The 23,900-nt window shown below is 68.8% G+C and carries 20 protein-coding genes; 12 read left to right on the top strand and 8 right to left on the bottom strand.

From position 1 onward, the window contains the following. Positions 1-26 precede the first annotated feature (26 nt). The gene (locus MWN33_RS12700) at positions 27-845 is read left to right on the top strand and encodes an NAD kinase (RefSeq protein WP_247201232.1); all 819 of its coding nucleotides are present in this window, start codon (positions 27-29) and stop codon (positions 843-845) included. 3 nt (positions 846-848) lie between these two features. On the opposite strand, the gene MWN33_RS12695 is transcribed toward MWN33_RS12700, so the two are convergent. Then, a complete protein-coding gene (locus MWN33_RS12695; protein ID WP_247201230.1) occupies positions 849-1,976 on the bottom strand; it encodes a DUF2336 domain-containing protein in 1,128 nt (375 codons plus the stop codon). Between the two features lie 113 nt (positions 1,977-2,089). Continuing rightward, positions 2,090-3,253, bottom strand: coding sequence for a hypothetical protein (locus MWN33_RS12690; protein WP_247201227.1), 1,164 nt, complete (start codon positions 3,251-3,253; stop codon positions 2,090-2,092). A 352-nt stretch (positions 3,254-3,605) separates the two neighbouring features. Here MWN33_RS12690 and MWN33_RS12685 point away from each other — a divergent pair, with 352 nt between their 5' ends. Both MWN33_RS12685 and MWN33_RS12680 read left to right on the top strand, forming a co-directional pair. Further along, positions 3,606-4,169 (top strand): nitroreductase family protein, encoded by a 564-nt coding sequence (locus MWN33_RS12685; protein WP_247201226.1) that lies wholly within the window; start codon positions 3,606-3,608, stop codon positions 4,167-4,169. A 1-nt stretch (position 4,170) separates the two neighbouring features. After that, positions 4,171-4,770 (top strand): flavin reductase family protein, encoded by a 600-nt coding sequence (locus tag MWN33_RS12680; protein WP_247201225.1) that lies wholly within the window; start codon positions 4,171-4,173, stop codon positions 4,768-4,770. Positions 4,771-4,787: 17 nt separating this feature from the next. Here the strand turns inward: MWN33_RS12680 and MWN33_RS12675 are convergent, their stop codons facing one another. Both MWN33_RS12675 and MWN33_RS12670 read right to left on the bottom strand, forming a co-directional pair. After that, the gene (locus MWN33_RS12675) at positions 4,788-5,204 is read right to left on the bottom strand and encodes a type II toxin-antitoxin system VapC family toxin (RefSeq protein WP_247201224.1); all 417 of its coding nucleotides are present in this window, start codon (positions 5,202-5,204) and stop codon (positions 4,788-4,790) included. A 1-nt stretch (position 5,205) separates the two neighbouring features. Beyond that, entirely contained in the window at positions 5,206-5,607 is a 402-nt protein-coding gene (locus MWN33_RS12670) for a DUF7662 domain-containing protein (RefSeq protein ID WP_425532000.1), read from the bottom strand. A 126-nt stretch (positions 5,608-5,733) separates the two neighbouring features. Here MWN33_RS12670 and MWN33_RS12665 point away from each other — a divergent pair, with 126 nt between their 5' ends. The 5 genes from MWN33_RS12665 to MWN33_RS12645 all read left to right on the top strand — a co-directional run bounded on the left by MWN33_RS12665 (position 5,734) and on the right by MWN33_RS12645 (position 15,261). Then, entirely contained in the window at positions 5,734-6,237 is a 504-nt protein-coding gene (locus MWN33_RS12665; protein WP_247201222.1) for a hypothetical protein, read from the top strand. Continuing rightward, the gene (locus tag MWN33_RS12660; protein WP_247201221.1) at positions 6,224-6,922 is read left to right on the top strand and encodes a L,D-transpeptidase; all 699 of its coding nucleotides are present in this window, start codon (positions 6,224-6,226) and stop codon (positions 6,920-6,922) included. Before MWN33_RS12665 ends, MWN33_RS12660 begins: the two co-directional genes overlap by 14 nt. 111 nt (positions 6,923-7,033) lie before the next feature. Beyond that, on the top strand, positions 7,034-7,690 hold the full coding sequence (gene parA / locus MWN33_RS12655) for a ParA family partition ATPase (protein WP_247201219.1): 657 nt from the start codon (positions 7,034-7,036) through the stop codon (positions 7,688-7,690). Positions 7,691-9,001: 1,311 nt separating this feature from the next. Beyond that, positions 9,002-10,993, top strand: coding sequence for an autotransporter assembly complex protein TamA (locus MWN33_RS12650; RefSeq protein WP_247201217.1), 1,992 nt, complete (start codon positions 9,002-9,004; stop codon positions 10,991-10,993). Beyond that, on the top strand, positions 10,993-15,261 hold the full coding sequence (locus MWN33_RS12645) for a translocation/assembly module TamB domain-containing protein (RefSeq protein WP_247201216.1): 4,269 nt from the start codon (positions 10,993-10,995) through the stop codon (positions 15,259-15,261). Before MWN33_RS12650 ends, MWN33_RS12645 begins: the two co-directional genes overlap by 1 nt. Before the next feature lie 3 nt (positions 15,262-15,264). On the opposite strand, the gene MWN33_RS12640 is transcribed toward MWN33_RS12645, so the two are convergent. Further along, complete coding sequence (locus MWN33_RS12640) at positions 15,265-16,074, bottom strand: SDR family NAD(P)-dependent oxidoreductase (protein WP_247201215.1); 810 nt, start codon at positions 16,072-16,074, stop codon at positions 15,265-15,267. Positions 16,075-16,216: 142 nt separating this feature from the next. Here MWN33_RS12640 and MWN33_RS12635 point away from each other — a divergent pair, with 142 nt between their 5' ends. The 4 genes from MWN33_RS12635 to sseA are packed head-to-tail and all read left to right on the top strand — an operon-like array spanning position 16,217 to position 20,360. Beyond that, entirely contained in the window at positions 16,217-17,692 is a 1,476-nt protein-coding gene (locus MWN33_RS12635; RefSeq protein WP_247201214.1) for a cryptochrome/photolyase family protein, read from the top strand. A gap of 47 nt (positions 17,693-17,739) precedes the next feature. Further along, positions 17,740-18,771, top strand: a complete 1,032-nt coding sequence (locus MWN33_RS12630; protein WP_247201213.1) for a cysteine synthase A — start codon at positions 17,740-17,742, stop codon at positions 18,769-18,771. After that, complete coding sequence (locus MWN33_RS12625) at positions 18,771-19,484, top strand: alanyl-tRNA editing protein (RefSeq protein WP_247201212.1); 714 nt, start codon at positions 18,771-18,773, stop codon at positions 19,482-19,484. The genes MWN33_RS12630 and MWN33_RS12625 overlap by 1 nt, the downstream gene beginning before the upstream one ends. A gap of 30 nt (positions 19,485-19,514) precedes the next feature. Further along, positions 19,515-20,360 carry a 3-mercaptopyruvate sulfurtransferase gene (gene sseA / locus MWN33_RS12620; RefSeq protein ID WP_247201210.1) on the top strand — a complete coding sequence of 282 codons (846 nt, stop codon included), beginning with the start codon at positions 19,515-19,517 and terminating at the stop codon, positions 20,358-20,360. 109 nt (positions 20,361-20,469) lie between these two features. Here the strand turns inward: sseA and MWN33_RS12615 are convergent, their stop codons facing one another. The 3 genes from MWN33_RS12615 to MWN33_RS12605 are packed head-to-tail and all read right to left on the bottom strand — an operon-like array spanning position 20,470 to position 23,859. Beyond that, positions 20,470-21,267 carry an amino acid ABC transporter ATP-binding protein gene (locus tag MWN33_RS12615; protein WP_247201208.1) on the bottom strand — a complete coding sequence of 266 codons (798 nt, stop codon included), beginning with the start codon at positions 21,265-21,267 and terminating at the stop codon, positions 20,470-20,472. Positions 21,268-21,281: 14 nt separating this feature from the next. Beyond that, positions 21,282-22,658 (bottom strand): amino acid ABC transporter permease, encoded by a 1,377-nt coding sequence (locus MWN33_RS12610; RefSeq protein ID WP_247201206.1) that lies wholly within the window; start codon positions 22,656-22,658, stop codon positions 21,282-21,284. A 10-nt stretch (positions 22,659-22,668) separates the two neighbouring features. Beyond that, positions 22,669-23,859: an amino acid ABC transporter permease gene (locus tag MWN33_RS12605; protein WP_247201204.1), complete on the bottom strand. Its 1,191-nt coding sequence runs from the start codon at positions 23,857-23,859 to the stop codon at positions 22,669-22,671. Between the last annotated feature and the right edge of the window lie 41 nt (positions 23,860-23,900).

Here is a 23,900-nt window from a genome sequence, read left to right as displayed (position 1 = left end):
CCTCCACCACCATCGGGCCGTCCAGCATGAACGAAGTCGCCCGCCCCGCCGGTCAGAGCAGCGTGGAAGCCGACGCCCCGCAAGCATATGGCCGAATCGCCTTCGTCGCGAGCGAGGCGCCGGACGCCCTGCTGGCGCAGGCGCACCTCGTCGGCCGCTACGGCAACATTCCGGCCGAGGAGGCGGATGTCGTGGTGGCCCTCGGCGGCGACGGCTTCATGCTGCAGACGCTGCACCGCTTCCGCGACAGCGGCATGCCGATCTACGGCATGAATCGCGGCTCCATCGGCTTCCTGATGAACAGTTTCCGGGAGGAAGACCTGCCCGCCCGGCTGGCGGCGGCCCAGCGTGTCGTGGTCCATCCGCTCATGATGGAGGCGACGGACGTCAACGGGCGCCAGCACCGCGCCTGGGCGTTCAACGAGGTTTCGCTGATCCGCCAGTCCTATCAGGCGGCCAAGCTGCGCATCGCCATCGACGGCAAGATGCGCATGGAGGAGCTCATCTGCGACGGCGTGCTGGTGGCGACCCCGGCGGGCTCGACAGCCTATAACCTTTCCGCGCAGGGGCCGATCCTGCCCATCGGCACGCCCTTGCTCGCGGTCACGCCGATCTCCGCCTTCCGCCCCCGCCGCTGGCGCGGGGCGCTGGTGCCGGACCGCGCGCGGGTCGACATCGCCGTGCTGGAATTCGAGAAGCGGCCGGTGAACGCGACCGCCGATCATTTTCAGGTGCTGAACGTGGTGGCCGTGCGCGCGCGCCTAGACCCGTCCTCCTCGATGACGATGCTGGTCGACCGCGACCACTCCATCGAGGAACGCATCCTCGCCGAGCAGTTCGGCTGAGCCTCAGGCGGCGAGCGACGCCGCCGTCCGGCGCTCGCGCGCCTCGGCCTGCCAGCGGCGCAGCAGCGCCAGAACGCTGTTCTCCGCCTCGCCCGGAATCGCCTCGTAGGCGCCGATCACCCGCTCGACGATGCGCTGCTTGAGACCCGGCACCTCTTCGGATTCGTCGAGATAAGCCTCGGACTGGACGACCTCCAGCGCCGTGCGGAAGGCGACGAACGCCCCTGCCGGCAAAGTGAGCCGGTCATAGAGCAGGCGGAAGGCGTCGCCCGAGCGGTCCGCCGCAAGCGCCGCCACATGCTCGACGGGAATGCCGGAACTGAGCGACATGGCCTCGAGGAACAGCCGCATCTGGCCGGACAGCAGCGAGCGCAGCACCAGGGCGGGCGTCAGCTCGCCACGCGCCTGCAGCGCCTCGGCGAGCGCCCGCACCTCGGTGAAATGCCGGCGGCCGGCTTGCGCCACCGTCGCGCTGTCGCTGGCCTCGCGGGCGACGCGCGCCGCCTCGGCCGGAGAGAGCCAGCGGCGCTCCGCCACGAAGGAGCCGAGCGCGCCGGCAACGACGCGGATCAGCGCGTGATGGGCATCGGCGGGCAGGTCGGGACGGATCAGCAGCGCCTCGCGCAGCTCTGGCACGGCGCCGAAGCGCGCCACGATATGGCCGAGCGCGAAGCCCGGCACGTCCGCCGTCGGATTGCGCACCAGCGCGAGGCAGGCGCCGATATCGCCGGATTCAGCAAGCACCGCCGAAACCGGCGCCGGCAGCTCCTCGCGCCGCGCGATGGCGGCCTGCCGCTCGGGCGTGCCGGCGGCGCAGAAGCCGATCAGTTCGCGCGTGTTGAGCACGGGCGACTGCTCCAGCACGATCTCGCCCGCCTCTCCCGGCAGCGCGGCCAGCCGCATCACCAGATCGGCCGGGACCAGCGGATGCCGGCACAGCGCGGAAGCGAGCTCGAACTGCACAAGCGGCGACGGGTCATCGGCGATGGTGGGGAAGGCGGCATCCATGTCCGCGCGGTCCGGCGCGCCAAGATCGGGCAGCACATAGGCCCGGCCGAGCGCCGCCACGGCCTTGGCGCGCGCGCCATCGGGCGCCGTACGGGCCCATTCGAGAAACTGACGCACGATCATGGCCGACCTCCGGCTGCATCCATCGAGGTTCGATGATGCCGGCCGGCACTTAAGAAACCGTTGACCATAAACGGGGCGATGACAGGCGCTCGGAGTGACGACGGGAAACGGCGTCAGTCGCCGCTGCCCTCCTGCGTGTCGATGCCCTGCGGGGCGACCTGATCGCCCACCATCACCTCGATGGGGCCATCCTTGCCCGCCTCGACGGCGAATTCCTTCGTGTAGGTCTTGCCCTCGAAGCGGGCGACCGCCGTGTATTCGCCTTCCGCCAGCGCGAAGACCGGCAGGGCGTTGATCGATTCCTTGATGCTGTCGCCGCCCGGCGTGAGGATCGACCATTGCGTGTCGGGAAGCGGCTCGCCACCCGCGACGCGCACCAGCCGCAGCGCCACTTCGCCGGCCCGGTGATGCAGCGTGGCGTCCGTCACCTTGCCCGGCGCGACCGCCACGTCGGCCTGAATGACGGCGTTGCCCTCGCCATAGGTAGACACGACATAATAATCGCCAGCCGGCAAAATAATCAGGTCGCCGGAATTCGCGCCGCGGAAATAGGGGCGGCTGGAGGCGCGCCCCTGCAGGAAGCTGCCCTCGAAGATATCGTAGGTGACCTTCTGCGCGGGGATCGGCCGGTCGGCCACGTCGGCCCGCAGCGTCACCCCGCCGGCCGGCACGACGAGCTGCTCGCGGCGGGATTCGTCGCCCACCACGATGCGGCGCGCCACGCTGGCAAGGCCATAGGCGACATGCACGACATAGCCGCCCGGCGACAGGAAGAACACCGGCGCGGGATCGGCCGCCTCCGCCACCAGGGGATAGGCGCCCGACGCCTCCGGCCGGTCGGCGAAGACACGCCAGACCAGCCCGCGCGGGATGACCGGCTCGTTCTCGCCGAAGCGCGCGCTCATGCCGATGGCGACCTTGCCCGCCGGCGGCTGCGGCAGGATGCTGTGCGGGTCGCCCGCCGGGCCGGCTGTCGCGCCCTGCCCCGCCACGGCCCGCGCGCCGGACGCCGTTCCGCCAGCCGGCGGGGTGCCAACGAAGGGCAGCGCCTGCAAAGGCAGCGTCTGCGAAGGCACCCGGGGAAGCTGCCCCTTGCCGTCCGGCGCCGGACGCGCCGTCGGTGCGCCGGCGGGGTTCTGGCCCGGCAGCACCTGCGAGAATTGCGAGGGGCTGAAGGACAGTGCGCCGGACGGATCGGCCATGAAGCCAGACTGGGCCTGCGCCGCCACGCCCATCGCGAGCAATGCCCACGCAATGCCGAGGCTGAGACTCGCCACACGCGCCCATTCAGGCATTCGGATACCGGAAAAAGCGCGTGTGAGACACGGCGACATGTCCCTCACCGCGCCGAGAAACGCCCCCTGAGCGACCCCTGCGAAGGCGCGGCGGATGCGAATCGGGTTCATCGGGAACAAGCGTGCGACGGACATGACGACCGTTCGTGCCCCCAAACGGCGGCAAATTCAAGTCGGGCGCGCTTGGATCGAGCCGTTCCCGATTGAGGCGGCGCAAGGGCCCGCGCGCGGCGGCGCGGGAGTTCGCGCCGGTCCGCCTCCCTCCCTTCCGCCACGCGCCTTGGTCGCCCGCCCGACGCATGCTAGGCGCCTATATATAAGGTGGGAGGAGCCCATGACCGCCACGCTGACGCTTCTGAAGACCCGCAAAAGCCCGAAAGTGTTCGATCTTACCGACCCGGGCCCCAGCCCGGCGGAAATCGACGAGATGCTCGCCATCGCCTCGCGCGTGCCCGATCACGGCAAGCTGACGCCCTGGCGCTTCATCGTTTTCGAGGGCGCGGCACGCGAGCAGGCGGGTGAGGTCATCGCCGGCGTGTTCGCCGCGCAGAACCCGGACGCGGATACCGACCGCCTCGCTCTGGAGCGCGGCCGCCTCACCCGCGCGCCTCTGGTGATCGCCGTCGTTTCCACGGCCGGCCCCCATGCGAAGATTCCAGAGTGGGAGCAGACCCTTTCGGCTGCCGCCGCCGCGACGCTTCTCGTGGTCTCCGCCCACGCCCACGGTTATGCCGCCACCTGGCTGACCGAATGGTACGCCTATGATGCGGACGCCCGCGCGGCTCTCGGCCTCGCCGCGAACGAGCGTTTCATCGGCTTCATCCATATCGGCACGCTGGCACGGCCGCAGGAAGACCGCCCGCGCCCGGCGCTGAACGATATCGTGACGAGATACTGAAATGTTCTACGAGACGGCCCGACGCGACCACGGCCTGCCGCACGATCCCATAAAGGCCATCGTGGCGCCGCGCCCGATCGGCTGGATCTCGACGCTTTCCGAGGATGGGGTCGCCAATCTCGCCCCCTATTCCTTCTTCAATCTGGTCAGCACGCGGCCGGACATCGTGGCCTTTTCGAGCGACGGCCTGAAGCACACGGTGCGCAATATCCTCGCGACGCGCGAATTCGTCTGCAATCTCGCCACGCTCGAACTCATCGAGGCGGTCAATCTCACGTCCAAGCCGGTGAAGCCGGATGAGAGCGAATTCGACCTCGCCGGCCTGATGCCGGCACCCTCGCGCCTCATCGCACCGCCGCGTGTCGCGGCGTCGCCCTGCGCGCTCGAATGTGTCTGGATAGACACACTCGAACTGAAGGACCAGCACGGCGATGCCACCGGCACGCACCTTACGCTAGGCGAGGTCCTGGGCGTGCACATCGACGAGGCCTTCATCGAGGATGGCCTCCTTCGCACGGAAAAGTTGCACTCCCTCGGACGCGACGGCTATTTCGACTATAGCTGGGTCGACGCTGTGCGCTCCGTGCCCCGCCCCCGCTAAGCGAGCCCGAGCCCGCCTCAGCAGGCCACCGCCTGCAGGTTTCCCGAGTCCGCATAGTCCAGAAGGACACGGTCGCGAGTCATGAGGCGGTAGCCCTGATCGCGGGCTGTTGCAATTAAGATACGGTCGATCGGATCGCTGGGCGGCATGCCCGGCAGGAAGGACGACGCGATCAACGTGTCGGCGGTCAGAGCCGCGACACTGATCCCCGGCAGCGTGCTGAGGGCCGAGAACCACTTCGCCGGATCCATCGCCAGGCGAATACGTCCCTGATGGACGAGCACCCCCACCTCCCAGGCCGTCACCGGCGACACCGCGATGGGCGCCCCGCGCAGTCTTGCCTCGATCAGGGTGCCCCGGGCCTCGTCGCCGATCGGGGCGCCCTGAGCGATCCACACGGCTGCGCAGGTGTCGAGCAAGAGCGGCAGCGCCATGTCACCCCTCCACCGTCCAGTCGATGCTCACCGGCTGGGTGAGGTCGGTGTTCGGCTCCACGTGGATGGTGCCCCGCAGCCCCCCGAACAGGCCAGCCAAAGGCGACGTCGTCGATGCCGCCGCCGGTCGCGCCATAGCGGGGTCCGATACCGGATTCGGCAGATGCCGGGCAAACACCAGTTTTCGACCGATCATATCGACTTCCTCGCTTCGGAAGCCCGCAGCGAGCCAAGCCTTGGTCATGACACTGTTTGTTGGATTGTTGCTCCACCACGCCCGGTGATTGAACGCCGACTGCGGAAGTCGCGCGCCAACAATCCGCTCTATGTCCTCGAACGACATGGAAATTCGTGGCTGCGTACGGCTGGCCAGAAACGTTGTCAGGACGCTGTATTTCGACATAAGTACACCCCCCGATGCGTCATGCACTAACGGTGGGACTTCTAACACTGTTTGTGTTATGTGTATATGCGACTCCAGCCAAACAATTCAGCACCCGATACCGGTAGCTAAATACCGATTCTATACATGACCCACGTCACGTCGACGCTGCCCGGAAGCAGCGCGAAGCCTGGCAAAGCCGGGGCGCACGACCCCGATCAAAATACCTCTCACCGCGAGAGACATACAGAAACGCCGCTGTATGTCAGTGCGGAACTGTCTAACTTTTGTATCGCTCTGAGCTATGCCGACTTAGCGGCCATCGCTTACATGAAATGCACTAGACAAAATGCTGATCTAAATTACGTTTTTGTTATCTCGAAGACCTTTGCCATCGCCAATTCCGACGAGGAAATTGTCCATTCACACGGCCATAGTTTCACCGGTAGTACCGGCCGGTCTGTCAGCACTAACTGCGCCGAACGCATAAAGTTAACGCCGCGACGGGATAACGGATGGGCGACGGGCGCCGCCCCTCCCCGGACCCCTTCACGACTCATTATTCACGCCTTCGACAACAGGTTGTTTACCATATCCGCACTAATATCAGGCCGTGAAGCTGCCAAGGGGTTGCCTTATGCCGAAACTTGATCGCCGCACCATGCTCGCCCTGTCTCTGGGCGGCCTCGCTCTTGCTCTCGCGGGATGCAAAAGGACCACGACGGCCAGCGCCCCGCTGACGCCAATCACCCCGGTGAGCGGATATGCGGCCGCCGGCGCCTATGGTCCGGTCGCGGACAAGTTCCCCGTCGCTGAGGTCGACACCTCACAGATCGACCCTGCCTATCTCCGGCGGGAGGTCGCCTACGCGACCACCCAGCCGCCAGGCACGGTTGTCATCGATCCGCGGGAGCACTTTCTCTATCTGGTGCAGCCCGGCGGCACGGCGATCCGCTACGGGGTCGGGGTCGGCAAGGAGGGTTTCGGCTGGTCGGGCACGGCGACCATCAATTCGAAGCAGGAGTGGCCGGACTGGTATCCGCCGAAGGAGATGATCGAGCGCCGGCCGGACATCAAACCCCAGCTCACCCAGCTCCGCAGCGGCCAGGGCGTGGCCGGCGGACTGCAGAATCCGCTCGGAGCCAGGGCGATGTACCTCTGGCAGAACGGCAAGGACACGCTGTACCGGATCCATGGAACGCTCGAACCCGAGACGATCGGCACCAACGTCTCCTCGGGGTGCATCCGGATGATCAATCAGGACGCGATCGACCTCTACAACCGCATTCCGGTCGGAACGAAGGTCGTGGTGCTGGGTGGAGCGACCGGCGCCTGACGTCCGTCGGCACCACTCTATGGTTGTGTCGCAGTTCGGCAACAGGCCAAGTCGGCCGATCGTGCCATATTCGCAACGGTTCGTTTTCTTAACTTTGGAGAGGCCTTGGCGATGAGTGGCATTATTATCACAGTCGCGCAGCAGAAGGGTGGATCGGGCAAGACAACCCTCGCCGCGCATCTCGCCGTGGCCTTCGCGCAACTTGCCGCGATTCGCGGGTCCGGCCGAGTCGCCCTTCTCGATTGCGATCCACAGGGCAGCCTCGGCGAGTGGTTCGAGGCGCGCGAGCGCACGCTGGGCGAAGACGCCACCGGATTGGCTTTCCGGACCGCCTCTGGCTGGGGCGCGCGACGGGAGGCCCGAAGCCTGGCGCGGGATTTCGGCGTCGTGGTCATCGACACCCCGCCGAAATCCGACGTCGAATCCCGGCCGGCGATCGAAGTCGCCAGCCTTGTCGCCGTCCCCGTTCAGCCCACGCCGATCGATCTTTGGGCGACGCAGCCGACGCTGGAAATGATCGCCAAGGAGGGCGCGCGCTCGCTGCTCGTCATCAATCGCGCGCAGTCGCGCTCGGTGCTGACACAGGAGATCGCCGAGGCGATCCTCGCGCTGGGCCACCCGGCCGCCGACACGCGCCTCGGCAATCGCGTCGCTTTCGCCGCGAGTATGGGTGAGGGGCTCACGGCACAGGAAACGGCTCCCGGCTCGAAAGGCGCCGCAGAAATCGAGGCCCTCGCTGTTGAAATCCGGCGTTATGTGAATTTCTGATCGCGCATCGGCTGAATCTCGATGCTGGTCCGAGGGATTTCGGACGGCGTACCGGACCCGTTCTGCCCGTCGCTACCGGCGTATTGAGGCGTGCTCGGCCGTGCGAAATGGCCCGAAGCTGTTCGCCACCGGATACCACGCGCGCATCGACGTATGCGTCAGACTCCTGTGTCGGTCGCCCGAAGCTGCAAAGGCGCGCCCACGCCACTCCTGCCCTGTCCCGGCCGCATATAGCGGCGCGTGGCACGGACGCACGGCAACCCTGCCCTTCCGGGCAGAGCCTGTTGACGGCCGCCCTTTTGCTGGCCGCGCGGCCGCCGCAGGCTGCATCCCCGCCAAACGGCGCTGAGAGCGCCGCGGGCGGCCAAACGCCTGGCTCGCGGCCGTTTTTCCGCGCTCACCGGCGAACCGGCGCGTGCGCGCCTCCCGCACATCCTCCTCCGCCGCCCGCGTCTCCCGAAGGGCCGCCCGGAAAGATCGAACGCGTTGCCGCCGCCGGGACGCTCCGTTCGCGCGAATTGCAGCAGGCGCTGAAATCAGAGGGGCTGCGAGCGACTGGCGGTGCCGATGCGATCTTCCGGAAGGGAGCCGTGCACAGTTGCGCGCAACGCCCTGCCTAGCATCGATCCAATCACCCATCGTCGCCGCAACCAGATCGAGCGGCTTCGTCCGAGGGCTCCAGCACCTCGGACGGATCGCCGTCCATTCCGAAAAATGCGCGAGAAAGGCCGCAAGGTCGTCTGCGCGGTCCCGCTCGCATCCACCCGCTTGTGGATCGGCGCTCATGAGGCGACGATCTTGGCCCTGAGATCGAACGCCTGCGCGCCAGCCACACCCGCCGGCGGCGGTTCTGCCTGCTCACCGGTACGCGCCGCCGTGAGCCCGCAGGGGTAGCCCACCCCGCCACGAACGAGGGACCCGCGGCACACCCGTCCCGACTGCGCGACGGCATCGCGGCACCCCGATGCCGCCGATTCGTCCATCCGTTACCGCCCTGGTAACCCTGCGGCGGCGAAAGACTGCATGTATCCCGGGCCAAGGTTGACGCTGACGGCCGCACGCGGCAATCAAAGGGTGCTTTCCTATTGGCGTGCCTGCATAATCGGTCGGAATGCGGCTGGCGCGGGGCCGTCGACGGGGCGGGCATAAGATGCTCCGGCCCGATGCGGGACGAGCAGACGGGGAGGGCTTTTGGCGGGCGTACGGGAGACGGATAGCCGGCGCGTGCTGCGTGTTGCGAGGCCGGGGGCCTCTTGGGCGGCTGCCTTCCGGCGGCGCGCCTCGCGTCTGCATGCCTGGCTTCTGCCGGCTGTGCGCCTGCCCGCCTCACTGCTGGCCGCGCTGCTGCTGGCCGCCCTGTTCCTGTTCGCGGCCCCCCAGCCGGCTTCCGCCCAGCTCTTCGGCGGCACGGAGAACGCTGGCGCGGAGGATAGCAAGAGCAGCGGCTTCTTCGATCCCCTGCTCAACCTGTTCAATCCCCAGCGCGCCGCCGAGGCCGGCCCACCGGCGCCGGACGCAACGCCTTACACGGTGACGATCGACATAGCCGGCGGCGACAGCGCACTGCGCGACAGCGTGGAGGCAGCCTCCAATCTCCAGCGGCTGCAGGCGCGCGCGCCTGCCGGCGCCGCCGGGCTCGTGCGCCGGGCGCTGGCCGACCGGCGCGACATCAATGCCGCGCTCTATTCCGCCGGCTATTATGGCGGCATCATCCGCATCACGCTCGCCGGCGCGGCGCCCGACGCGCCCGATATCTTCGAGCGGGTGGAAGCCGCCCGCGCGCAGGGGCCCGTGCCGGTGCGCATCGATATCACCGCCGGGCCGCTGTTCCATTTCGGCCGCGTGGCGGTGCTGGACGCGCCGACGCGCCGCCCGCTGGCGGACGCACCGAGCCTCGCGCGGCTGCGCCTGGTGCCGGGCGAGCCGGCGCTGGCGACCGCCGTGGTGCGGGCCGAGGGCGCCCTCGTCGATCACTGGCGCGGCCTCGGCCACCCCTTCGCCCGCATCGCCGCCAAGAACGTGACCGCCGACCATGCCAGCCGCACGCTGGACGTGACCTTCCTGGTCGCGCCGGGGCCTTTCGCCACCTTCGGGCGCTTCACCGTGTCGGGGGCGGATTTCCTCACGCCGGGATTCATCGAGGAGCGCATCGAGATCCCGCCCGGCACGCCCTATTCGCCGGAGACGCTCGACCGGCTGCGCCGGCGCCTGCTGGAATATGAGGCCATCGCCAGCGTGCGCATCCACGAGGCGGAGCGGCTCGATGCCGACGGCAGCCTGCCGATCCGCATCGAGGTTTCGCCGCGCAAGCCGCGCTATGTCGGCTTCGGCGCCAGCTATTCCTCGACGGAGGGCTCGGCGATCAATGCCTATTGGGGCCATCGAAACCTGTTCGGCGGCGGCGAGACGCTGCGGCTGGACGCGCAGGTCTCCTGGTTCGGCGAGCGCTCGGAGGCGGTGCCGAACGCCGACCCGTTCGGCTACCGCATTGCCGCCTCCTTCACCAAGCCGGGCATCTACACCGCGCAGGACGATCTCGTCGCCCAGGCGGCCGTGCTGCGCGAGGTGACGAACGCCTATGTGCGCGAGGCCGCCACGCTGCTGATCGGCGTGCGCCATCGCTATAGCGACAAACTGAGCCTGCAGGTGAGCCTCGACCTCGAACAGTCGCAGGTGGAAGACAGCACCGGCACGGGCGATTACGGCATCATCGGCGTGCCGTTCGAGCTGACCTATGACAGTACGGACAGCAAGCTCGATCCCTCGCGCGGCTGGCGGGCGCTCGCCACCGTGGAACCCTTCGCCTATCTCGGCGACGCCGGCGCCGGGCCGACAATGTTCAAGGGCACCGTCTCGACGTATCACGCCTTTGACGAGGAGAAAAAACTCATCTTCGCCGGGCGCCTGTCCGCCGGCAGCATCATCGGCGCGGGGCTCTACGACGTGCCGCCGCAGCGGCGCTTCTATGTCGGCGGCGGCGGTTCGCTGCGCGGCTACGACTACCAGTCGGCCAGCCCGCGAAACGAGGAGGGCATCATCATCGGCGGGCGCAGCTTCTTCGAGGCCTCGCTGGAGGCCCGGCTGCGCGTGACCGACACGATCGGCATCGTGCCCTTCTTCGACATGGGTTCGGCCTTCGCCTCCGAATGGCCGGACTTCGACGGCATGAAATATGCGGCGGGCATCGGCCTGCGCTACTATACGGCCATCGGTCCGCTGCGCCTCGACCTCGCCTTCCCGCTCAATCCGGGGCCGGAGGACGGCAGTTTCGGCGTCTATGTCAGCTTGGGGCAGGCCTTCTGATGAAACGCGCGCTCCGCACCCTCGCCTTCCTGCTGATCGTGCTGGCTCTGCTGCCGGTGCTGGCCTTCGGCGTCGTGCAAACGCCGCCCGGCCGCGCAATGCTGGCGCGTCTCGTCTCCTCCGCCGCCTCGACGCCGGACCTGACGGTGAGCGTGAGCGGTCTCGGCGGGCTCATTCCGTTCGAGATCCGAGCCGAGCGCATCGAGCTGGCCGACGCGAAAGGACGCTTCGCCGGCGTCGAGAATGCCGCCCTCGACTGGCGGCCGACCGCGCTGCTCGTGGGCCGGCTGGACGTGACGCGCCTGTCCGCCGCCCGCGTCGCGCTCCACCGCCGCCCCGAACTGCCGCCGGCGCCCGCTGCGACGGACGGGGGCACGTCCTTCGCGCTTCCGGTGCGCGTGAGCGCGCTGGAGATTCCCGAAATCGTTCTCGATGAGCCCGTGCTGGGTCATGCGGCACGGCTCTCGCTCACCGGCTCGGCGGACCTTGCATCGCTGGCGCAGGGCATCTCGGCGCAGTTCGCCCTCGCCCGGCTCGACGCACCGGGCCGGCTCGCGGGTTCAGCCATCTATGCGCCGGAGAGCGGCAGACTCGACCTCGACATCGCCGGCGAAGAACCCGCCGGCGGGCTGATCGCGCGTGCCGCCGGCTTCGACGGTCTGCCGGAGATCGCCGCGACCCTGAAGGGTGGCGGCCCGCTCGACGCCTGGGACGGGCAGTTGCGGCTTTCGGTCGGAACGCTCGCCGAGGCGAGCGGCGCGGCCGGAATCCGTGCTCTGGCGGACGGACGCCGCGTCACCTTCGCGCTCGATGCCGACATGTCGCGCGTGTTGCCGGCCGATATCGCACCGATCTTCGCGGGGAGGGCGGAATTCTCCGGCAGCGCCGCCATCGACAACGCGCGCAACGTCGCGATCGAGAAGCTGACCGCCCATGCCGCCGGTTTTCAGGCCGAAGCCAGCGGCACGATTGAATCAGCCGGCAAACTAAACCTCACCTTCGACGTCACCGCGAACGATGCTGGGCGCTATGCCGCCGTCTCGCAAGGTGTTGCGTGGCAAGGACTTCGCGTCTCGGGAACGGCCGGCGGCACGATCAATCAGCCGGCTATCGATACGCAAATATCCGCCTCCGGCGTCACCGGGGCGGGCTATGGCGCAGATACGCTGAATGCAACGCTCCGAACGATGCCTGATTCGTCCGGCTACCTCAATCTGAAGGTGGACGGTGCCGCGAGCGGACTGACCGCGCAGGATCCCCAGGTCGCAAGCGCGCTCGGCGGTTCCGGCCGCTTCGCCCTGAGCGGCACGGCCGATCCGCAGGCATTGCCCGCCCCGCAGGCCGTCACCGTGCAGTCCGTCACGGTCGAACTGGCGGCGCTGGAGGCGCGCTTTACGGGTCAGGCGGATATCGCCGCCATCGACGGCGACCTCTCGGTGCGCCGGCTGGATCTGGCCGCCTTCGCTCCCCTCGCCGGCCAGCCTCTCGCCGGCACCGCGACGCTGGAGGCGCGGCTCTCCGCCGCCGCCGACCTCTCCCGCGCCAGCGCGAGCGTGCAGGGCAGCGCGCAGGGGCTGACGACCGGCATCGCCCGGCTCGACGCGCTTCTCGGCCCGTCGCTGCGTATCGAGGGCGCGCTGGCCCGCGACGGCACCAACGCCGTCTCGGTGCGTGACCTGCAGATCGACACCCAGGGCCTCGCGGCGACGGTGAACGGGCGCATCGCCTCGGATGTCGCCGACCTTGCTGCCAAGGCGACGCTGGACGACCTCGCTCGCCTCGATCCGCGTCTTGGCGGCGCGCTGGAGGCCGACGCCACCTTCTCCGGCACGGTCGACGATCTCGGCGTTACCGCCCGCCTGCGTGTACCGCAGGGCGTCGCGGAGGGCCGCCCGCTGCGCGATCTCGCTCTCGACGTCACCGCGAGCGACATTACCGGCTCCCCGGCGGGCCGTTTCACCCTCGCCGGGGAACTGGCCGGCAAGCCCGCGCGCGGCACAGGCGCTTTGGCGACGCAGGCGGACGGCACCCGTGCGCTGAGCGGCCTCGACATCGCGATCGGCTCCGTAACGGCGCGCGGCGACGTGGCGCTCGCGGCCGACGGCCTGGCGAATGGCCGGCTAAGCATCGCCGCCGGCGACCTCGCCGACGTGGCCGCCCTGCTGCTCACCGAAATGTCGGGCCGACTCGAGGCGGATGTGACGCTCACCGCCGCCAGTGGCCGGCAGGACGCCGCCATCCGCGCCACGGCGGCCAATCTCGACGCCTTCGGCCGCCGGCTGGGCGCCGCCACCATCGACGGCACGGTGCGTGACGCGCTGGGCGTTCCGCTGCTCGACGGCACGGCGGACCTGCGCGCGCTCGACCTTTCCGGCCTCACGGTGGAGACCGCCTCGCTGCGCGCCAATGGCAGTGCCACCGGCACGGACCTGACGCTGGACGCCGTGGCGCAGGGCACCACGCTGCGCGGCGGCGGGCGACTGGAGCCGCGACCGGACGGCGCTCGCCTGCGGCTCGACCGGCTCACCGCGACGCGGGGCAACCTCAGCGTGGCGACCAGCGCGCCGGCCACCTTCACCCTCGCCTCGGGCACGGTGAGCGTCGACCGCCTGGTGCTTTCGGCCGGCGGTGGCAGCGCCACCCTTTCCGGCTCGGCCGGCGCGACGCTCGATCTCTCCGCCGATCTGCGCGCGCTGCCTCTGGCGCTGGCGGGGCTGGCGGGCAGCGATCCCGGCCTTTCCGGGACGTTGGCCGGCACCACGCGCATTCGCGGCACGCCGCAGGCACCGACCGGCACCTATGACCTGCGCATCGCCCGCCTCAGCAGCCCGGACCTCGCCGCCTCGGGCGCCGGGCCGTTCGACATCACGGCAACCGGTGCGCTGGAGGGCGGGCGCGCCTCGCTGCGCGCCGGCATCACCGGCCCGAATCTCCAGGGCTTCACGGTCAACGGCTCCGTGCCGGTGGGCCCGGGCGAGCTCGACCTCGCACTGCGCGGGGCAATCAACCTCGCCATCGTCAACCCGCTGCTCGCCACCACCGGCGCCCGGCTCACCGGCACCGCCAATGTCGACGCGACCCTGCGCGGCACGCCCGCCGCCCCGCGCGCCGGCGGCACGGTGCGCGTCACCGGCGGGCGCTTCGACGACGCGGTGAACGGCGTGGCGCTCGATCGCATCGAGGCGGTGCTGACCGGCACGGACCGCACCGTCACGATTACCAGCGTCTCGGCCCGCACGACAAATGGCGGCACGGTGACGGGGCGCGGGAGCATCACGCTCGACCCCGCCGCCGCCTATCCCGGCCGGATCGACCTCGATCTGTCCAACGCCGCCATGGTGAACAGCGACCTCATGCGCCTCGTCGCCGAGGGACGCATCGGCATCGAGGGCGCCTTCCTCAACGGCCCGCGCCTCACCGGGCGGCTCGTGCTGCGCGCGCTCGACATCAACGTGCCGGACCGCTTTCCCGGCGGGGTGCAGAACCTCAATGTCCGCCACGTCAATGCCAGCGGGAAGTTCAACAAACTCAGCCCCTCGGTGAACCGGCCGGCGACGGCCAGCCGCAGCGGCATCGCGCTCGATCTCGTGCTTTCCGCGCCGAGCAACAACGTCTTCGTGCGCGGCCTCGGCATGGAGGCGCAGCTCGGCGGCGAAGTGAAGCTCAGCGGCACCACGCGCGCGCCGATGGCGCTGGGCGGCTTCGATCTGCGGCGCGGCACATTCGATTTCGGCGGACGCCGCCTCACCTTCTCGCGCGGGCGCGTCACCTTCACCGGCACCACCGATCCCGAGCTGGACTTCCTGGCCGAGACGACGAGCGCCGACATCACTGCCCAGCTCCTCGTCTCGGGACCGGCCTCGCGTCCGCGGGTGAGCTTCTCCTCCACGCCCACCCTGCCGCAGGACGAGGTGATCGCCCGCCTGCTGTTCGGCCGCTCGGCCGGCACGCTGAACGCCGGACAGGCGGTGCAGCTCGCGCAGATCGCCGCTCAGTTCTCCGGCGGCGCGGGCGTGCTGGAGAATCTGCGCCGCTCGCTGGGCGTCGACAGCCTCGACATCGGCGCCAATTCCGAGGGCACCGGCGGCCAGATCGGCGTCGGCCGGCGGCTCAACGACAATATCTATCTCGGCGTTCGACAGGGCACGACGGGCGGCTCCAGCCGCGTGACGGTCGATGTCGACGTGACGAAGAACATCCGCCTGCAGGGGGCCACGGGCGCCGACGGCTCGGCCGAGGTCGGCATCGGCGCCCAGTGGGACTACTGAGGCTCAGGATGCCTCGTGGACGCCGTAGCGCGCCGCCGGCCGGCTGAGCGACAGGTTCGGCCCGAGCTGGCGCACCGCCGCCTCGGCAGCCGTCCAGTCAGCCGCTTCCGGCAGCGAGGGAATGGTGATCAGCTCGCCCAGGTCCAGCCCGGCCAGCGCGGCATCCACCAGATCCTCCGCCGACATCACCATATGCGCCGGCAGCGCATTGGCATCGAGCCCAGCTCGGTCGAAGAATTCGGTGCGCGTGAGGCCCGGCAGCACCGCCTGCAGCCGCACCGGCCCGTCCTTCAGCTCGGTGCTGAGCGACTGGGTGAAGGCCAGCACATAGGCCTTGGTGGCGGCATAGGCGCCGAGGAAGTTCTCCGGCATCAGGGCCACCACCGAGGCGATGTTCACCAGCGTGCCCTGCCCGCGCCGGGTGAAGGCGTTGACCGCCGCGACGGCGAGCTGCGTCAGCGCGACGACGTTGAGCTGCACCATGGCGTCGATCTTGCCGGCGTCGGCACCGATCACCGGCCCCTCCGTCCCGGAACCGGCATTGTTGACCAGCAGCGTCACGGCCGGATCTTCGGCGATGCGCGCGGCGACGGCCGCGACATCCTGCGGCGCGCCGAGATCGGCGGCCAGCACGTCCACCTTGCGGCCGGTGGCGGCGGAAAGCTCGGCGGCGAGCGCTTCCAGGCGCGCGCGGTTGCGGGCGACGAGGATGAGGTCGTAGCCGCGCCGGGCGAGACGCTGCGCATAGACCTTGCCGATGCCGCTGGAGGCGCCGGTGACGAGGGCGGTGCCCTGGGAGGGAACTGCATTCATGATGGAAACTCCCTGTGCGCCGGCCAACCGGCACTATTGATGATAGTTATCATTATTAAGTATCGGTGGATTTGGCCAGCGCCGTTGAACCCATCGGGCGGCGATTGCGTAAAAAGCCGCGCAACGCCACGGTGAACCGACCATGCCCACGCCCTCCCAGCGCCCTGCCCTCGTCTGGCTGCGCGACGACCTGCGGCTCGCCGACAATCCGGCCGTCGAGGCGGCGCGCGCCAGCGGCCGGCCGCTTATCCTCGCCTATGTGCTGGACGAGGAAAGCCCCAATATTCGCCCGCTCGGCGGCGCGGCGCGCTGGTGGCTCGGCCGCTCTCTGGCAGCACTTGGGGCGGAGATTCGCGCTCTGGGCGGCACGCTGGTGCTGCGGCGGGGCGCAGCGGCCGAGGTTATCCCCGCGCTCGTCGAGGCCAGCCATGCGGCCGCAGTGTTCTGGAACCGCCGCTACGGCGCGCCCGAAATCGCCGTGGACGGCGCGCTGAAAGCCGCCCTCGTCGGGAGCGGGCTGCTGGTGGGCAGCTTCAACGCCGCGCTGCTGCACGAGCCGTGGACGGTGAAGACGCAGGCCGGCGGCCCCTTCCGCGTGTTCACGCCCTTTTACCGCAGCGCCCGCCAGCAGGAGGTGAGCCCGCCGCAGCGGGCCGCCGGCACGTGGAGCTTTGCCGAAGCTCCACCCGGCGACAGGCTCGACGATTGGGCTCTGGAGCCGACCCGACCCGACTGGGCGGGCGGATTGCGCGAGAATTGGACGCCCGGAGAGCGAGGGGCGGCGGCGCGGTTGGCGACGTTCGTCGACGAGGAGCTTGCCGGCTATACGCAAGGCCGCGACCGGCCGGACCTGCCCCATGTCTCGCGCCTGTCCCCGCATCTGCGTTTCGGCGAGGTCTCGCCCCGGCAGGTTCTCGCCGCCGTCCGCCACGCGGCGGACGCCGGCACTGTGCCCGGCCGCGACGCGGAGAAATTCGTCAGCGAGCTCTATTGGCGGGAGTTCAGCTACCACCTGCTGTTCCACTTCCCCGACATCGGCCGGCAGAATTTCAATGCCCGCTTCGATGCCTTCGAATGGCAGCCCGACGCCACGCTGGAACGGGCATGGCGCAAAGGGATGACAGGCTACCCGCTCGTCGACGCCGGCATGCGCCAGCTCTGGCAGACGGGCTGGATGCATAACCGGGTGCGCATGGTCGCCGCCTCCCTCCTCATCAAGCACGGCCTCACTGACTGGCGGCAGGGCGAGGAGTGGTTCTGGGACACGCTGGTCGACGCCGACCCCGCGAACAATCCGGCAAGCTGGCAATGGGTCGCTGGATCGGGCGCCGACGCCGCGCCCTATTTCCGCATCTTCAATCCCGTGAGCCAGGGCGAGAAATTCGACCCCAACGGCGCCTATGTCCGCCGCTTCGTGCCCGAACTCGCCGGCCTGCCCGACGCCTTCATCCACAAGCCGTGGCAGGCCCCGGCGGACGTACTCAGGCGGGCCGGCGTGGTGCTGGGCGAGACCTACCCGCGCCCCGTCGTCGATCACGCGGCGGCGCGCGAGCGGGCGCTGGCGCGATTTGCGCGCATTCGCGGGGAATTACACGCAAGCCGGTTGCCGAGCCGGTAAGGGCCCACTAACTTCGTGGGCCTTTCGGGCAGAGCAGCAGAAGCACCATGGACATCCGCAACGGTCTCGTCGAGGCGATCGGCAACACGCCGCTCATCAAGCTCCAGCATGCCTCGCAGGCCACCGGCTGCACGATCCTCGGCAAGGCCGAGTTCCTCAATCCCGGCCAGTCGGTGAAGGACCGCGCCGCGCTGTTCATCATTCAGGACGCGGTGGCGCGCGGCGAACTGCGCCCCGGCGGCGTCATCGTCGAGGGCACGGCCGGCAATACGGGCATCGGCCTCGCTCTGGTAGGCAACGCGCTGGGCTTCCGCTCGGTGATCGTCATCCCCGACACTCAGAGCCAGGAAAAGAAGGACATGCTGCGGCTCGCCGGCGCCACGCTGGTGGAAGTCCCGGCGGTCGGCTATGCCAACCCGAACAACTATGTGAAGGTCTCCGGCCGGCTGGCCGAGGCGCTGGCGGCGAGCGAGCCGAACGGGGCGGTGTGGGCCAACCAGTTCGACAACGTGGCCAACCGGCAGGCTCATATCGAAACCACGGGCCCGGAGATCTGGGCGCAGACCGGCGGCAGGGTGGACGGCTTCGTCTCCGCCGTCGGCACGGGCGGCACGCTGGCGGGCACCGCCATCGCGCTCAAGGCGCGGAACCCGGCGATCCGCATCGCATTGGCCGACCCCTTCGGCGCCGCGCTCTACAGCTACTACACGACCGGCGAACTGAAGTCGGAAGGCTCCTCCATCACCGAGGGCATCGGCCAGGGCCGCATCACCGCCAATCTGGAGGGCGCGCCGATCGACACCGCGTACCAGATCCCCGATGCGGAAGCGGTGCAGATCGTGTTCGACCTGCTCGAACATGAGGGCCTGTGCCTCGGCGGCTCCTCCGGCATCAATGTCGCCGGCGCCATCCGGCTGGCGAAGGAGCTGGGCCCGGGCCACACCATCGTCACCGTGCTCTGCGATTTCGGCACGCGCTACCAGTCGAAGCTCTTCAACCCCGCCTTTCTGCGCGAAAAGGGCCTGCCCGTGCCGGGCTGGCTGGAGCGCAGCGTGGACATTCCCAGCGTGCTGATCTGATGGCAACAATCCTGCTCTTTCGCGACGACGCCTACCAGAAGGAGACGACCGCCGTCGTCACCGGGCTGTCGCCGGAGGGCGGCATCGCGGTCGACCGCACGGTGTTCTACGCGACCGCCGGCGGCCAGCCGGGCGATCGGGGAACGCTGGTGCGCGCCGACGGGTGCGAGATCGCCATCGAGACCGCCATCTACGGCCCGTCCAAGGTCGATGTCCTGCACATGCCGGCGGCCGGCGCCGAGCTGCCCGAACAGGGCGAGGTGGTGACATTGCGCCTCGACTGGCCGACCCGCCACAAGCGCATGCGTATGCACACGGCGCTACATCTCCTCTCCGTTGCCCTGCCCTTTCCCGTCACGGGCGGCTCCATCGGCGAGGAGGAAAGCCGGCTCGACTTCGACATTCCCGATGCCGGGCTCAACAAGGACGCCATCACCGCACAGCTCGTCGAGATGATCGCCACCGGCGCAAAGGTGTCGGAGCGCTGGATCACCGAGGAGGAGCTGGACGCCAATCCGGGCCTCGTGAAGACGCTGTCGGTGCAGCCGCCGCGCGGCAGCGGGCGCATCCGCCTCGTCGAGATCGCCGGCCTCGACCTGCAGCCCTGCGGGGGCACCCATGTGCGCTCGCTCGACGAGATCGGCGCGGTTCAGGTGACGAAGATCGAGAAGAAGGGCCAGCAGAACCGCCGCGTGCGGCTGGCCTGGGCCTGACGCCCAGCGCGCGGCTCCGGAGAGTGCCCCATGACCGAGAATAACCGCCTCGTCTCGACCGAATGGCTCGCTGCGCATCTCGGCGCGCCGAACCTCGTGATCGTCGACGGCTCGTGGCACATGCCGACGAGCGGGCGCAAGGGGCGCGAGGAATACCTCAAGGCGCATATTCCCGGCGCCGTGTTCTTCGACGTGGACGCCATATCGGACGCGTCGAGCCCGCTGCCGCACATGCTCCCCTCGCCGACGCTGTTCCGGGCGGCGATGGAATCGCTCGGCATCGGGCGGCAGATGAAGATCGTCGTCTACGACACGCACGGCCTGTTCTCGGCGCCGCGCGTCTGGTGGACGCTGCGGGCCTTCGGCGCGGTGGATGTGGCGATCCTCGACGGCGGCTTTCCGAAATGGCTGGCCGAGGGGCGGCCGACGGAATCGGGCGAGGTGCCCTATCTGCCCGCCCATTTCGACGCCGCGCTCGATTCCGCGCTTGTCGCTTCCATCGAGGACGTCGCCGCCCATCTCGCCAGCGGCAGCGCGCAGGTGCTCGACGCCCGCTCGGCCGAACGCTTCCGTGGCGAGGCGCCGGACCCACGGGCCGGTGTGCGGGCCGGACACATGCCGGGCGCCCGCAATCTGCCCTTCAACGCGGTGGTGAAGGACGGGCGGCTCGCCGACCCCGCGACGATCCGCGCCGCGGTGGAAGCCGCCGGCATCGACGTCTCCAAGCCCGTCGTCACGAGCTGCGGCTCGGGCGTGACGGCCGCTGTGCTCTGGCTGGCCCTCGACACCATCGGCGCGCCGCCCAAGGCGCTCTATGACGGCTCCTGGTCGGAATGGGGCGCCTCGAACAAGCCGGTCGCGACCGGGCCCGCCTGAGGCGATCTGCGGGCTCCGGGAGGCCATTGCGCTGAAATGAGAACGGCCGGAGCGGACGCCCGCTCCGGCCGTCGTCTTTCGCGGTGTCGGTCGACCGCCCGTGGACCGCTCAGTGCAGGATCTGGCTCAGGAACAGCTTGGTGCGCTCGTGCTGCGGGTTCGAGAAGAACGCGTTGGGCTCGTTCGCCTCAATGATCTGGCCGGCATCCATGAAGATGACCCGGTTCGCCACCTGCCGCGCGAAGCCCATCTCGTGGGTCACGCACAGCATGGTCATGCCCTCCTCCGCGAGGCTCACCATGGTCTCCAGAACCTCCTTGACCATTTCCGGGTCGAGGGCGGAGGTCGGCTCGTCGAACAGCATGATCTTCGGCTTCATGCACAGGGCGCGGGCGATGGCGACGCGCTGCTGCTGGCCGCCGGAGAGCTGGCCGGGATATTTGTTGGCCTGCTCCGGGATCTTCACCTTCCGGAGGAAGTGCATCGCCAGTTCCTCGGCCTCGCGCTTGGGCATCTTGCGCACCCAGATCGGCGCCAGCGTGCAGTTCTCGAGGATGGTGAGGTGCGGAAACAGGTTGAAGTGCTGGAAGCACATGCCGACCTCGCGGCGGATCTCGTCGATCCGCTTGAGGTCGTTGGTCAGCTCGATGCCGTCGACGACGATGGTGCCCTGCTGGTGCTCCTCCAGCCGGTTGATGCAGCGGATCATGGTCGACTTTCCCGAGCCCGAGGGCCCGCAGATGACGATGCGCTCGCCGCGCTGGACACGCAGGTTGATGTCCTTGAGCACGTGGAACTCGCCGTACCATTTGTGCACGCCGACCAGCTCGACGGCGACCTCCCGGCTCGGGGCGGTGTGCACGGCGGGGAGCTCGTCGCTGGGAACGATCGAATGTGTATCGGACATGGGCAGGGTCTCCGTCACCGCCGGTGAGATGTGTTGAGGCGCCGCTCCACGAACAGGGAGTAGCGTGACATGCCGAAGCAGAAGAGGAAGTAGACGACGCCCGCGAAGGCGAAGCCCGTGTAGAGCGTCACCGGCGTCGCCCAGTTGGGATCGGTGAAGGAGGCACGCAACTGGCCGAGGAAGTCGAAGATCGACACGATCAGCACCAGCGTCGTGTCCTTGAACAGGCTGATGAAGCTGTTCACGATGCCGGGAATGACGAGGGTGAGCGCCTGCGGCAGGATGATGAGCCGCATCATCTGGCTCCAGGTCAGCCCCATCGCCATGGCGCCCTCGTACTGGCCCTTGGAGATCGCCTGCAGGCCGCCGCGCACCACCTCGGCCATATAGGCCGCCGAGAACAGCGCCACGCCCACCAGCGCGCGCAGCAGCGCGTCCGGATTGGTGCCGGAGGGCAGGAAGAGCGGCAGCATGTAGGTGGCGAAGAACAGCACGGTGATCAGCGGCACGCCGCGCCAGAACTCGATGAAGACGACGCAGAGCAGCCGCACGATGGGCATTTGCGAACGCCTGCCGAGCGCCAGCAGGATGCCGAGCGGCAGCGAGGCGACGATGCCCGTCACCGCGATCACCAGCGTCACCAGCAGGCCGCCCCATTGCCGGGTCTCGACATAGGGCAGGCCGAAGTCGATGTCCCAGGCGAGCACGAGCGCGCCGAAGGCGAGGAAGACCCACAGAGTGGTGCGCGCCGCGCCCGTGCCGCTGCCCCCGAGCAGCGCCAGCAGGCCGCCGACGAAGGCCGCCGCCGCGATGGCGGTCAGCACGTAGTCGACCCAGAAGGTCGCGTTGACGCCTGCCATCGTCACGTCGCCGACGAAGGAATGGATGAGCCCGAAATGCTCGAACAGAAAGGCCGAGGCGTCGATATTGCCGCCGGTCAGCAGCACGAAGGAGACGACCGGATAGATCACGAAGAACAGGAAGGAGTTCAGCCGCTTCAGCGGCCAGCTCGGCACCAGCAGCGGCACCATGAGCAGGATGCCGGCGGCGAACACGATATTGGGCCGCCAGCGTTGGTCGATGGGGTAGAAGCCATAGATGAGCTGGCCGAACTTCGCCTTGATGAAGGGCCAGCAGGCGCCGACCTCAGGCCCCAGGCAGGCCTCGCGGTTCTCACCGGTCCACACCGCGTCGAGGATCATGAAGCGCACCAGCGGCGGCAGGATGAGCGCCACCAGCGCGATGCCGGCAAGGGTCAGCACCGTGTTGAGCACGCTGGAGAACAGGTTCTCGCGCACCCAGCCGAGGGCGCCGACCTGGCGGCGTGGCGGCGGCAGCGGCTGCACCATCTCGTTGCGGATGAAGGTGCCGTCGTCGAAGGTCAAACTCATGGCCGCGCCCTCACCGTTCCACGAGCGCGACGCGCTTGTTGTAGGTGTTCATGATCAACGAAGTGATGATCGACAGCACCAGGTAGACGCCCATGGTGATGGCGATGATCTCGATCGCCTGCCCGGTCTGGTTCAGCGTCGTCCCCGCGAACACCGCCACCAGGTCGGGATAGCCGATGCCGACCGCGAGCGAAGAGTTCTTCGTGAGGTTCAGATACTGGCTGGTGAGCGGGGGAATGATCACCCGCATCGCCTGCGGGATGATGACGAGGCGCAGCGTCTGGCCGTTGCGCAGGCCTAGCGAATGCGCCGCTTCGGTCTGCCCATGGCTCACCGCCTGGATGCCGGAGCGCACGTTCTCGGCGATGAAGGCGGCGGTGTAGGTGGCGAGCGCGATGGTCAGCGCGACGAATTCCGGGATGACCCGCACGCCGCCGACGAAGTTGAAGCCCTTCAGTTCCGGCCGCTCGAAGCTGATCGGGAAGCCGGTGACGATCATCGCCACGAGAGGGATGCCGATCAGCAGCGCCAGATTGACCCACAGCACCGGCAGGCGGCGGCCGGTCTCCTCCTGCCGCCCGGCCGCCCAGTGGCCGAACAGCACGGCGGCGACAAAGGCGAGGCCGAGGGCCCACAGCACGAGGCCGGTGCCCTCGCCGAACAGCGGGCGCGGCACGATGATGCCGCGGTTGGAGATGAACACCTCGTCGAGGATGTTGATGCTCTGGCGCGGGTTCGGCATCGCGCTCAGCACGGCGAGATACCAGAACAGGATCTGGAACAGCGGCGGCAGGTTGCGCAGCACCTCGACATAGACGGTCGAGATGAGCCGCACGACGAAGTTCTTCGACAGCCGGCCGATGCCGACGAGAAAGCCGATGATGGTGGCGAGTATGATGCCCACCACGGCGACCAGAATGGTGTTGAGCAGGCCGACCAGGAAGGCGCGGCCATAGGTCGAGGTTTCGCTGTAGGGGATCAGCGTCTGGTTGATGCCGAAGCCGGCGGTGTTGTCGAGAAAGCCGAAGCCGGTGGCGATCTTCTGCGCCGCGAGGTTCTCGCGGGCATTCTGCGCGAACATCCAGCCGAGCACGACGACCACGATCAGCGCGATGATCTGCAGCCCGATGCTGCGCACTCTGGGGTCGTTGATGAATGACGTCTTCTCACGCGCCGGCGCGTGGTGAGCCAGGTCCGACATAGTCCCCCTCGCCTCTTTCCGAGGCCCATTCTCGTGCCGGG

This window comes from Ancylobacter koreensis, assembly GCF_023016525.1.
GTDB classification, from domain to species: Bacteria; Pseudomonadota; Alphaproteobacteria; order Rhizobiales; family Xanthobacteraceae; genus Ancylobacter; species Ancylobacter koreensis.
Note: the sequence above shows the minus strand (reverse complement) of the source record. Positions and strands in the feature narration are given on the sequence as shown.